Annotated in this window: 10 protein-coding genes; 6 read left to right on the plus strand and 4 right to left on the minus strand. The window is 63.5% G+C overall.

Annotated elements, in window-relative coordinates:
* Positions 1 to 4: 4 nt before the first annotated feature.
* From dcd to CEQ44_RS16000, 4 genes are all read left to right on the plus strand, one after another.
* A complete protein-coding gene (dcd, locus tag CEQ44_RS15985; RefSeq protein ID WP_066603336.1) occupies positions 5 to 559 on the plus strand; it encodes a dCTP deaminase in 555 nt (184 codons plus the stop codon).
* 16 nt (positions 560 to 575) lie between these two features.
* Complete coding sequence (locus CEQ44_RS15990; protein WP_088184638.1) at positions 576 to 1,334, plus strand: metallophosphoesterase family protein; 759 nt, start codon at positions 576 to 578, stop codon at positions 1,332 to 1,334.
* Between the two features lie 186 nt (positions 1,335 to 1,520).
* Complete coding sequence (locus CEQ44_RS15995; protein WP_088184639.1) at positions 1,521 to 4,349, plus strand: TonB-dependent siderophore receptor; 2,829 nt, start codon at positions 1,521 to 1,523, stop codon at positions 4,347 to 4,349.
* Between the two features lies 1 nt (position 4,350).
* Positions 4,351 to 7,491, plus strand: coding sequence for an amidohydrolase family protein (locus CEQ44_RS16000; protein WP_088184640.1), 3,141 nt, complete (start codon positions 4,351 to 4,353; stop codon positions 7,489 to 7,491).
* A gap of 47 nt (positions 7,492 to 7,538) precedes the next feature.
* Here the strand turns inward: CEQ44_RS16000 and CEQ44_RS16005 are convergent, their stop codons facing one another.
* The 3 genes from CEQ44_RS16005 to CEQ44_RS16015 all read right to left on the minus strand — a co-directional run bounded on the left by CEQ44_RS16005 (position 7,539) and on the right by CEQ44_RS16015 (position 10,294).
* The gene (locus CEQ44_RS16005; protein ID WP_088184641.1) at positions 7,539 to 8,231 is read right to left on the minus strand and encodes a pentapeptide repeat-containing protein; all 693 of its coding nucleotides are present in this window, start codon (positions 8,229 to 8,231) and stop codon (positions 7,539 to 7,541) included.
* Between the two features lie 156 nt (positions 8,232 to 8,387).
* Positions 8,388 to 9,095 carry a response regulator transcription factor CtrA gene (gene ctrA / locus CEQ44_RS16010; RefSeq protein ID WP_088184693.1) on the minus strand — a complete coding sequence of 236 codons (708 nt, stop codon included), beginning with the start codon at positions 9,093 to 9,095 and terminating at the stop codon, positions 8,388 to 8,390.
* Positions 9,096 to 9,400: 305 nt separating this feature from the next.
* A complete protein-coding gene (locus CEQ44_RS16015; RefSeq protein WP_088184642.1) occupies positions 9,401 to 10,294 on the minus strand; it encodes a LysR family transcriptional regulator in 894 nt (297 codons plus the stop codon).
* 105 nt (positions 10,295 to 10,399) lie between these two features.
* Between CEQ44_RS16015 and CEQ44_RS16020 the strand changes: the two genes are divergently transcribed.
* Positions 10,400 to 11,119 (plus strand): pirin family protein, encoded by a 720-nt coding sequence (locus CEQ44_RS16020; RefSeq protein WP_088184643.1) that lies wholly within the window; start codon positions 10,400 to 10,402, stop codon positions 11,117 to 11,119.
* 100 nt (positions 11,120 to 11,219) lie between these two features.
* On the plus strand, positions 11,220 to 11,819 hold the full coding sequence (gene wrbA, locus CEQ44_RS16025) for an NAD(P)H:quinone oxidoreductase (protein ID WP_088184644.1): 600 nt from the start codon (positions 11,220 to 11,222) through the stop codon (positions 11,817 to 11,819).
* 132 nt (positions 11,820 to 11,951) lie between these two features.
* Here the strand turns inward: wrbA and CEQ44_RS16030 are convergent, their stop codons facing one another.
* Positions 11,952 to 12,158 (minus strand): hypothetical protein, encoded by a 207-nt coding sequence (locus tag CEQ44_RS16030; protein ID WP_176400357.1) that lies wholly within the window; start codon positions 12,156 to 12,158, stop codon positions 11,952 to 11,954.
* Positions 12,159 to 12,343 lie beyond the last annotated feature (185 nt).

Below are 12,343 nucleotides of genomic sequence, written 5' to 3' on the forward strand. Positions count from 1 at the left end.
CGACATGGCCATTCTTTCCGACAAATGGATTCGCGAACAGGCGCTGAAAACCAACATGATCGAGCCGTTCGTGGAGAGCCAGCGGCGCGAAGGCTGCATCAGCTATGGCCTGTCTTCCTACGGCTATGATGCGCGCGTAGCGGACGAGTTCAAGATCTTCACCAATGTCGACAGCACCATCGTCGATCCCAAGGATTTCGACCCCAAGAATTTCGTCGATCGCCAGACCGACTGCTGCATCATCCCGCCCAACAGCTTTGCGCTGGCCCGCACGGTCGAATATTTCCGCGTGCCGCGCGACGTGCTGGTCATTTGCCTGGGCAAATCCACCTATGCGCGGTGCGGGATCATCGTGAACGTCACGCCGCTGGAACCGGGCTGGGAGGGGCATGTGACGCTGGAATTTTCCAACACCACACCACTGCCCGCGAAGATCTACGCCAATGAAGGGGCGTGCCAGTTCCTCTTCCTCCAAGGCAATGAGCCATGCGAGGTCAGCTATGCCGATCGCGCCGGCAAATATATGGGGCAGCAGGGCGTGACATTGCCCCGCCTGTGATGCGACACTGCGCGCCATGAGCTTCTGGCGCAGGGTAAAGCGCGGCGCGCCGCCGCCGCCCGACATCGGCACCGATCGGCGCGTCTATGCGATCGGCGACGTGCATGGTCGTGCCGATCTGCTCGACGCATTGCTGGCGATGATCGCGCAGGATGACGCCGCCCGCCCGCGCAAGCCGATCAGCCTGATCCTGCTGGGCGACCTGGTCGATCGCGGCCCCCATTCCCGCGGGGTGGTAGAGCGGGTGATGGCGTTGGCCGCGTCGGGCGGCGACGTGCGTTGTCTCAAGGGCAATCACGAGGAAGCCTTCATCCTGGCTGCGCGCGGCGACCTGCGCGCCCTGCCCCTGTTCCGGCGGATGGAGGGAGAAGCGACGCTGGCCAGCTATGGCCTCGACCCCGCCCTGTTCCGGGTCATGACCGATGCCGAGATTGCGGACTGGATGGAAAGCCATGTGCCGCGCGCCCATGTCGATTTCCTGGACGCCCTGCCTGATAGCATCACGATCGGCGACTATCTGTTCGTCCATGCCGGTATCCGCCCCGGCGTGCCGATCGCCGATCAAAGCCCGGCCGACCTGCGCTGGATCAGGCAGGAATTCCTGGCCCATCGCGGCCGCCACCCCAATATGATCGTCCATGGCCATAGTATCAGCGAGGATGTGGACGAACAGGCCGGCCGGATCGGCATCGATACAGGGGCCTTCCTGTCCGGCCGCCTGACCGCGCTGGGGCTGGAAGGCGTGGATCGCTGGATCTTGCAAACCGAAGCTTGAATCTTTCGCGATGCAACATGCATCGCGACGTGCGGCAGCCTGGGCGCAAGCCCATTGCGCTTCTCATAATCCTATCAGAAAGATTTATGTCGCCTGTCCAGTATTTGCGATAGCGGACCACTGATCTTCTTTCGTTTGAATGGGTCAGAACGGTATGAATTACCGCTACAGCAGGGGAACAGACACATGCATATTCGCCATGCCATGGCGGGGATCGCCCTCGCCATCTGCCTCGTCTCGCCGGCCCAATTTCTCGCAGCCGCAACAAGCGACGTCGCACTGACTCAGCGCCATAAATTCGACATCCACGTCCAGCCGCTCAGCAGCGCGCTGCGGGAATTGTCGGCCCAGTCGGGCGTGCGCATCCTCTTTCCCTATGACGAAGTCGCCGCGATCCGCAGCCGCCGCATTCAGGGATGGCTGTCCACGCAGGATGCGCTGGCCCGATTGCTGGCCGGCACCCAACTGACTTCAACCCCCGCGGGCGCAGGCGTGATCGCCCTGGCCGCGCCCGCCAATCGGAGCGCCACGCGGCGCAACCCGATGGCGCTGCAATATGCGCAGGCCAGCCTGCCGGGCACTGGCGCGCAGGCGATGGCCATGGCCCCCGCCCCCGAACCGGTCGAGGATGCGACGCCGATCATCGTCACCGGCACCCGCACGACCAACCGCACCGTCGCCGAAAGCCTGGCGCCGATCGACGTGCTGGGCGAAAAGGATCTGGAATCGAGCGGCAAGCAGTCTGTGCGCGACCTGCTCGGCACGCTCGTCCCCTCGATCAACGTGTCGAACAATGGCGCGGGCGCAAGCTGGGCGGTGCGCACCCTGTCGCTGCGCGGCCTGGGCGGCGACCAGTTGCTGGTGCTGGTGAACGGCAAGCGCCGCCATAATACTGCGACCCTGTTCATCAACGGATCGGTCCAGAACGGCCAGTCGCCCCCGGACCTCGACTTGATCGCCGGCAACGCGATCCAGCGGATCGAAGTGCTGCGCGATGGCGCTTCGGCGCAATATGGATCGGATGCGATCGCGGGCGTGGTCAATATCATCCTGAAAGACGATACATCGGGCGGCGCGGCGCTGACCTTGGGCAGCACCGCCGACAATGGCGGCTGGCAGGGGCGCTGGCAGGTCGACAAGGGCTTCGCCCTGGGTCAGGACGGCGGTTATATCCACCTGTCGGCAGATGGCGTGTTGCAGGATAATACGATCACCAAGAGCAGCCCGATCACCGGGCAATTCTATCCGACCGGCGATCCGCGCAATGCCAACCCTGACCGCATCCGCGCCAAATATGGCCAGCCACAGGTGATCGGCGGCAATCTGGGCTATGATGCGATGATGCCGGTGGGCGACAGCCTGGAACTCTACAGTTTCGGCACCTATTCCAAGCGTCATGCCGCCGGTTGGCTGACCTATCGCACGCCGCAGGCTGCCAATAATATTCTGGAAATCTATCCTGAAGGCTATATCCCGCGCATTCACGTCTATGACGAGGATTTCCAGTTCGCGGGCGGTCTGCGCGGCGAAGTGGGCGGCGGCGTGCGTTTCGACCTCAGCACCAGCTACGGGCAGGATGAGGTCAAATATGCCCAGACCACCTCGCTCAACCCCTCGCTTGGCCCGGCAAGCCCGACCCGCTTCTACCTTGGCAAGCTGCGCTTCGACGAATGGGTCAGCAATCTGGACCTGAGCAAAGAGTTCGACGTCGGCCTGGCCGGGCTGCTCTCGGTCGCGGTGGGCGGCGAATATAAAAAGAATAAATTCGTCATTAGCCCCGGCGATCCCGTCTCCTACATCAATGGCGGCTATATCTTCCCGACCGGCGGCTGGCGCGGCGGCACCTTCGCCAGCGGCATCGGATCGCAGGGCGTCATCGGCTTCACGCCCGAAGGATCGGGTAGCTGGAGCCGCGACAATTGGAGCGCCTACGCCAATATCGAAGGCAAGATCATCGAGGGCGTCGAATTCGGCCTGGCCGGGCGGCATGAGGATTATTCCGACTTTGGAACTACCGATACCGGCAAGGCGTCGCTGCGCATAGAACCCGTCAGAGGCATCGCGATCCGTGGGACGGCCAGCACGGGCTTCCGCGCGCCGACACTGCAACAGCAGCATTACAACTCTTCCAGCACGATCGGCGTGGTCATTGACGGGGTCAGCCAGTTGCGCCCGGTGGTCGCGCTGCCGGTCGATAGCGCCGCGGCGCGGGCGCTCGGCGCCGTTCCGCTCAAGCCCGAAAAATCGACCAGCTTCTCGGCCGGGCTTGTACTGACGCCGCTGCCCAATTTCAACCTCACCGTCGACGCCTATCAGATCAAGGTGAAGGACCGCATCCTTCTCAGCGGCACGCTGTCGGGCGCGGCCGTCGTCAATATCCTGAACGCCAATGGCTATGCCGGCAATTTCGGCGCGCTCATCTTCTCCAACGCCGCGGACACGCGGACCCGCGGGCTGGATATCGTCGCGACCTATCGCGCCGACCTGGGCGGCTTTGGCAACTTGACGAGTTCGCTGTCGGCCAATTTCAACAAGACCATCTTCACCCATATCGATCCCCCGCCGACGGGTGGCAGCGGCGTCTCCTTCGTCGCGCGCGACCGCCAGGGCGACCTGAGCGAAGGCACGCCACGTAACAAGTTCATCGCCAATTTCCTATGGGAAACCGGCGCATTCAACGCCAATCTGCGCGCTACCCGCTTTGGCAAGGTCACGCAGCGCGCGGCGTTGCCGGTGCTGCACACGGCCGACTGGATGTCCTGCACTGTGGTGTCGGCGACCTGCACGTCGGGCTTTGCCGACGAGGAGCTGAAGCCCAAGACGATCCTCGATCTTGAACTGGGCTATAAGCTGGCCAAGGGCGTGAAGCTCTCGATCGGCGCGAACAATCTGCTCAACACCTATCCCAATAAGCTGAAGCCCGTGAACCAGCTCGCCGGCAGCCTTTACAATGGCTACGCCCCCTACGGCATCAGCGGCGGCTTCTATTATGGCCGGTTCAACCTGGAGTTTTGATATGACGAAGACGGCAGGATTGAACCGGCGCGAAGCGATCGCGGCGGGCGGGATCGGTTTGCTCGCGGCGGGGAGCGCCGGGTCGGTGGCGCAGCCCGGTGGCGCGCCCGCGCCGGGCAAGGAAACGATGGTGACGGTGCAGGACTGCACCAACGTCGCGCTGGCGCTGTCGCCCGATGGCAAGCGTATCGCCTTCGATCTGCTGGGGATATTATGGACCCTGCCGGTCGACGGCGGGGCGTTGAAGCGGCTGACCGGCGATTTTGACGACCTGGCCCAGCCGGACTGGTCGCCCGACGGCAGCCGTATCGCGTTTCAATCCTATCGTACCGGCCATTTCCATATCTGGTCGATCGCGCCGGACGGTGGCGACCTGCGCCAGCATACCGACGGGCTGCTGGACGATCGCGAACCGCGCTGGTCGCCCGATGGGCGGACCATCGCCTTTTCCAGCGACCGGGCGGACGGCCGTTACGCCATCTACCTGCTCGACGTGGCGAGCGGCCAGGTCACGCCTTTGTCGAAGGGCACTACCAACGATAGCGAACCCGCCTGGTCGCCCGACGGCAAGCGCGTCGCCTATGTCGCGGGCGGAACGAAGCTGGTTGCGGTCGATATGGCCAGTGGGGTGGTGACGGAGGTGGCGTCTGTGACGCCGTCGGCCGACCGTTTCAATCCGTCGGCGATCATGGCCCCTGCCTTTGCGCCCGATGGGACCATCGCTTATACCCGTGTTCAGCCGGGCACGATGACGCTGGTCCATGATAGCAAGGATGTGGTGGTGGGCGAGGATCTCTATCCCTTCCGCCCCGCCTTCACCAGGGACGGGGCGATCCTTTACGGCTCCGATGGCAAGCTGCGGAGCCTCAAGGGCGACAAGGCGAGCATCATTGCCTTCCAGACGCAGGTGCCAGTCACCACGCCCAGCTATCGCAAGAAGACCCGCGACTTCACGTCCACCACGGCCAAGCCGGTGGTCGGCATCGCCGCACCCATGCTGTCGCCCGATGGCAAGAGCATCGTGTTCGCCGCGCTCAACGACCTTTATGTCATGCCGGTCGGTGGCGCGCCCAGAAAGATCGTGGGGGACGGCTTCCACAAATGCGATCCCGCCTGGTCGCCCGATGGCAGGACCATCGCCTACTCCTCGGACCGGGGCGGGACGCTCGACCTGTGGCTGCATGACGTCGCTACGGCCAAGGAACGCCAACTCACCAACATCCCGGACAAGGCTGTCGCCTGGGGCAGTTGGTCGCAGGATGGCAGGATGATCGCCTTCCTCGACCAGGACGGCGCGTTGCACACGGTCGATGTCGCGAGCGGCACTGTCACCAAGCGGTTCGACGCGCTCTGGGAGCCGGGCCGCCCCAGCTTCGGTCCCGATGGCAAAACCATCGCCTATGCCGCCTTCAAGCCCGTCACCGGTCGCTATCGCGAAGGCGCGAGCCAGATACTGACCGTCGATCTGGCTACCGGCAAGGGCACGTACCGTCCAGTGTTCGAGGGCAAGTCCCTCGGCACGCGCGGCCATGATGGCCCTGTCTGGTCGCGCGATGGCAAGAGCATGGCGTTCGTCTTCGCCAGCACGCTCTGGGTCGCGCCGGTCGCGCCGGACGGCAGCTTTACCGCCGCGCCCAAGCAGATCAACACCGAAGTCACCGACGCGCCCAGTTGGAGCGGCGATGGCGGCAGACTGCTCTACCTCAGCAACGGCAAGCTGCGGATCGTCTCCGCGACCGGTGGTACGGCGCAGACCATCCCCTGCCGCCTCAATTGGGCCAATGCCAAGCCTGCGGGTCGCACCGTCATACGGGCGGGCAAGGTCTGGGACGCCCTTTCCGCAGACTACAAGACAAACGTCGATGTCGTGCTGGACGGCAATGTCATCAGCGCCGTCGCGCCGCGCGGCGCGGGTGCATCCGACGCTAATGCGAAGATCATTGACGCGCCTCACCTTACCCTGATGCCGGGCCTGATCGACATGCATACCCATCGGCAGATGGCCGGCTATGGCTATGGCGACCGGATGGGGCGGCTATGGCTGGCCATGGGGGTCACAGCAACCCGATCGCCCGGCTGCCCGGCCTATCATATGGTAGAGGATCGGGAGGCGATCCAGAGTGGCAAGCGCATCGCCGCGCGCCACTATGCGACCGGCGAAGCGATCGACGGCGGGCGCATCTTCTATAATTTCATGCGGCCTGTGACCGAGCCGGGCCAGATGGCGCTCGAACTGGAGCGCGCCAAGGCGCTCGATTACGACATGGTGAAAACCTACGTCCGGCTGCGCCACGACACGCAGAAGGACGTGGTCGACGCAGCGCACAAGATGGGGATGCACCTGTCGTCCCATTATCATTACCCTGCGCTCCACAGCGGCATGGATTGCATGGAGCATACCGGCGCGACCAACCGCTACGGCTATTCGCGCACGATCACGTCGCTGGGCGGTGGCTATCATGACGTCAACGACCTGTTCGCCGCGGCCAAGGCCGGGCGGACGCCGACCTTGTTCGCAGCCACGTCCCTGCTGGGACTGGATGACAGCTTTACGCGCGATCCCCGCATCACGACGCTCTATCCGCAATGGGAATATGACAAGCTGCTGGCGCGGGTGAAGGCGATGTCGGGCGATGGCGGCAAGCCGTTGCTCGCCTCGCTGGAACGGCAGGTTGCGCAGATCAAGATGACGCTGGCGGCGGGATGGCATCCCTTTTCCGGCACGGACGCGCCGATCGACCTGACCGCAATCAGCCTTCACCTCAACCTGCGCGGCATGGTGAAGTTCGGCGTCTCACCCTATGAGGCGCTGTTGATGACGACCCGCTGGTCCGGTGAGTTTCTGGGTGAGCCGGTGGGGCGAATTGAGCGCGGGATGCTGGCCGACCTGATCCTGGTGGATGGCGATCCGCTGGCAGATGTCACCGCCGTCGCCAATGTGAAACAGGTGATCGCGAACGGCGTCGTCCATACGCCCGAAGCGCTGATGGCGCCGTTCGTCAACGCCAAACCGCAGGCCGCGGCGAGCAAGATGCTGCCGATGCTGGCGGACGCCCATCAACATTATTGGTGGCATGATGCCGACTATGTCGAAAGCAGCCGCGCCGCCTGCTGTGCGGGTCATGCAGTGGCGCATGTGTAGATTGTAGCGCCAGTTTCACGCCGTTCCCCGACGCGTGGGGAGCGGTGTCAGCGCACGTTCAGCCCCAATTCGCCCAGCAACTGCCCGGCCTGCTCGCGCGATATGGTGGCGCCGCGGAACAGCCCGGCGTCGATCAATCGCAATCCGCCGATGTCAGCGCCGCGCAAGTCCGCGCCGTCGAAGCGGCAGCCGTCTAGCGCGGCGTCGCGTAGGCTGCATCCGTCGAACAGGGTGCCGCGAAAATCGCATTTGGCGAGGTCCGCCTGGCTGAAATCGACCGCGGTCAACACCTGCTTGCGAAAGGAAAAGCCTGGCAGCCGCGCATTCACCAGCAGGGTTTCGGCGAAAGTGACGTCTAGCGCTCTCGCCTCGCTGAGGTCCGCGCCGGTCAGCTTGCATCGTTCGAATTGCGCGCCGAACAGCTTCGCCCGTCGCAGAACACCGTTATTGAGATCGCAGGCGAGAAACTCCGCCTCCCGCAGGTCGGCGCCGGTCAGTTGCACGAACCCGCCGCGGCAGGATTGCCAGCGGGTTCCGTCCAGCTTCGCGCCGGTAAAGTCGGTGCGGCGGACCTGACAGCGTTCGAATATCCAGCGGGAAAGGTCCACGCCCGACAAATCGGCCTCGTCCAGGTCGCAATCGATCAGGTGATGCGGCAAGCCCTTTTTCGCGAGCGGCGCGATGTCGGCCCGGCCCAGCGTCTGTTCACTCAGGGATCGATCGGCAAACAGGTCATCCATGGCCCTGCCTTAACCGCAAGCGGCAGGATGATCCACGCCCCAACGATAAAAATGCGATCAAAAAGAGAACATCGCCCTGCAAGCAGCGCCGAACACGGAAAAGGCCGGCGTCCTTTTGGACCCCGGCCTTTCCACCCCCCATTAACCAGTTCGAGATCAGGCGACCTTGGCCTGCTCCTCGACGATCTCGTCTGGATCGCGCAGCACATAGCCGCGGCCCCATACCGTCTCGATATAATTGTCGCCGCCGCAGGCCAGCGCCAGCTTCTTGCGCAGCTTGCAGATGAATACGTCGATGATCTTGAGTTCGGGTTCGTCCATGCCGCCATAAAGGTGGTTCAGGAACATTTCCTTGGTCAGCGTCGTGCCCTTGCGGAGCGAGAGCAGCTCCAGCATCGCATATTCCTTGCCGGTCAGGTGGACGCGGTTGCCGTCCACTTCGACCGTCTTGGCGTCCAGATTGACGGCCAGCTTGCCGGTGCGGATGACCGACTGGCTATGCCCCTTGGACCGGCGCACAACCGCGTGGATGCGGGCGATCAGCTCTTCGCGATGGAAGGGCTTGGTCACATAATCGTCGGCGCCGAAGCCGAAGGAGCGGACCTTGCTGTCCATCTCCGATATGCCCGACAGGATCAGCACCGGGGTCTGCACCTTGGCCGCCCGCAGCTTCTTCAGCACGTCATAGCCGTGCATGTCGGGCAGGTTCAGGTCCAGGCAGATGATGTCGTAATCATACAGCTTGCCCAGATCGAGGCCTTCTTCGCCCAGGTCGGTCGTATAGACATTGAAGCCTTCGGTCGTGAGCATAAGCTCAATCGCCTTGGCGGTGGTCGGTTCGTCCTCGATCAGCAGCACGCGCATGTGAAGCCCCTTATTGTCACCTTTCGGCCAATCCCGCCGATGGATCGCAGTCCCGTTCACCCACCAGAACGGCTTCTGCTTCAAATCATTAACCAAAAAACTTCTGAAGGACAAAGGTTAATTTTTCGCTAACCGGCAGGAATCCACGAGTCGCGCCAAAACGAATCTGTTTACAAAGGGTTGAGGCTGAAACGGCCCAACCGGAGTCAAGATGGGTTCCCCTGCGAAACGATGCATATGGGCGTCCGAACGCACATCATGATGAATCCGAGACGGGAATTTTTATCCGGCCCTTTTCGTCTCGGTTAACAGCCGTGATGCTTGGTGAGATAGTCCAGCAGCGCATCGACCCGCGCGGGGCGCAGGCGTGAAGGCGGCGTCACCAGGTGGAGGCCGAAGGGCGCGGGCCGCCAATCGACCAATATCTCCTCCACCTCTCCCTTTGCCAGCGCGTCGCCGATGATGAAGTCGGGCAGGCGGGCGATGCCCACCCCCATGCGCAGCGCAGGGAGCATCGCCTCGCCACTGTTGACGGTGATGCGGCTGCGCACCTGCACCACGACATTCTGCTGCCCCGGCCCGGCAAAGCGCCACACATCGGGCGAGGTGGTGTTGGAGTAGCACAAGCAGTCATGCGTTCCGAGGTCGGACGGGTGCTGCGGCCGCCCGCGCGCGTCCAGATAGGCGGGCGAGGCGACGGTATGGAGGGTGACATCCGCCAGCCGCCGCGCGCGTAGCGAACTGTCGGGCATGTCGGCGATGCGGATGGTCGCGTCCAACCCCATTTCCACGATGTCGATCTGCGCGTCGGAGAGATGCAGATCGACGTCCACCAACGGATGCTCCTTGGTGAATTGCGCCACCATCGGGGCGATCCGCAGGAGTCCAAACGTCATCGGCGCGCCCAGCCGCACGACGCCCGACAGTTCCGCCGTCTCGTCGCGCGCCGCTTCCTCGGCCGCCTGCCCCTCCGCCAGGATGCGATGGGCGTGGTCGGCCAGCCGCTTGCCGCTTTCGGTCAGGGCCAGGCGGCGGCTGGTGCGGTTGAACAGGCTGGTGTCCAGATGCTCCTCCAGACGGGTCACCGCCTTGGACACGGTCGCCTTCGACACGCTCAGCGCCTTGGCTGCATCGGTAAAGCTGCGATGCTCCACCACCGCGGCGAACATGGCCCAGGCCTCAAAATCAGGTAGTCGCATCGGGAAACAATCCGTTTCAAAGCTGCCGGTTTAAGAAACGATCCTGATAGCTAGATTATCGGAAAGCAAGCGGAAGCCTCCGCCTCCGTAACGAAAGGCATTGATATGACCACGACCACAACGAGCCGGATCGAGCGCCGCCCGTTCGCGTCGCTCGGCCATGCCGACCATGGCTGGCTGAACGCGCGCCATCATTTCTCGTTCGCCGATTATCATGACGAAGACCGCATGCACTGGGGTGCGATCCGGGTGTGGAACGACGACGAAATCGGCCCGCGTTCCGGCTTCCCGCCGCATCCGCACAGCGACATGGAAATCATCACCTATGTCCGCACCGGCGCGATCACGCACAAGGACAGCCTGGGCAATCAGGGTCGCACCGAGGCGGGCGACGTTCAGGTGATGTCCGCAGGGACCGGCATCCGCCACGCGGAATATAATCTGGAGGATGTGACCACCACCCTGTTCCAGATCTGGGTCATCCCCCGCACCCGCGGCGGGCAGCCCAGTTGGGGGGCCAAGCCTTTCCCCAAGGGCGATCGCTCCGGTAAGCTGGCGGTGCTGGCCAGCGGCTATGACGACGACAGGGAAGCGCTGCGCATTCGCGCCGATGCTCGCCTGCTGGGCGGCACGGTCAAGGCCGGCCACAGCGTGACCTATGAGAGCGCGGAGGGCCGCAACCTCTATCTGGTCCCGGCGACGGGACGGATCGAGATTGACGGCCAGCCCTTCGAAGCGCGCGACGGCGCCGCGATCCTGGGCGGCACGCCGATCACCATCACCGCGATCGAGGACGCCGAAATCGTCCTGGTGGACAGCATCTGATCGCGATCGGCTCGTCCATTCCCCCCCTCGGACGGGCCGGGCCGCCCGTATCCCCTATGCGGGCGGCCACCCTTTTCTCACCCTTTCAAGGAGATACATCATGGCTAAGGTACTGGTTCTCTATTATTCCTCTTACGGTCATATCGAAACCATGGCGAAGGCCGTAGCCGAAGGCGCATCCGCCGCGGGCGCGCAGGTCGATATCAAGCGCGTGCCCGAAACCGCCCCGCTGGAAGTCGCCCAGAACGCCCATTTCAAGCTGGACCAGGACGCACCGATCGCGACTGTCGCGGAACTGGCGGACTATGACGCGATCATCGTGGGCACCGGCACGCGCTTTGGCCGCATGTCCAGCCAGATGGCGGCTTTCCTCGACCAGGCCGGCGGCCTGTGGGCGCGCGGTGCATTGAATGGCAAGGTCGGCGGCGCCTTCACCTCCACTGCCAGCCAGCATGGCGGGCAGGAAACCACGCTGTTTTCAATCATCACCAACCTGCTGCATTTCGGCATGACCATCGTCGGCCTCGACTATGGGTTCCAGGGCCAGATGGGCGTGGACAAGGTGCGCGGCGGATCACCCTATGGCGCGACCACGCTGGCCGACGGCGACGGCAGCCGTCAGCCGTCCGAAGAGGAACTGGACGGGGCGCGTTATCAGGGCCGCCGCATTGCCGAAACCGCGATCAAGCTACACGGCTGATCGCCTGCCGCACCGTCTCCACAAGGCGGCGGTGCGAGAGCCCTTGGGTCGCATCAAGGCTTGAACCCGCCGTAAGGGGCTGGCGCATCGGGACTATGCGCCAGCCCCTTTTCGTCAAATCGGGCGGATTACTTATCCCAGCGTCTTGGGTGTTACCCACACCTCTACCGGCGTGATGAACTTGCCCGGCGCAGGTTTGCCGACCACGACTCCGTCCGCCGTGACCAATTCGCCATTTTCAAGATTCAGCGATACCCATGGCTTGGGCATACGCTCGAATGTTATTTTCTGGATGGGCTGGCCCGTGGCCGTGTTCATGATCGTAGCAATGACTGACATAGGCGCTGCCCGCTAGCGGGCGACGCGCACCTCTGTCCAGCGCTTCGCGACGAAAAATTCCGACACAATCGACGGTCGTGCCATCTACATCTGGCCCAACCCGGACAAGCGGCAGCGTCAGAATTGATGCTTAACGAAACGCGCACCCTGTTCGTTGATGGCATGGCAGGGGCCATAACGGATAA

Source organism: Sphingobium sp. Z007 (assembly GCF_900013425.1).
Taxonomy (GTDB): Bacteria; Pseudomonadota; Alphaproteobacteria; order Sphingomonadales; family Sphingomonadaceae; genus Sphingobium.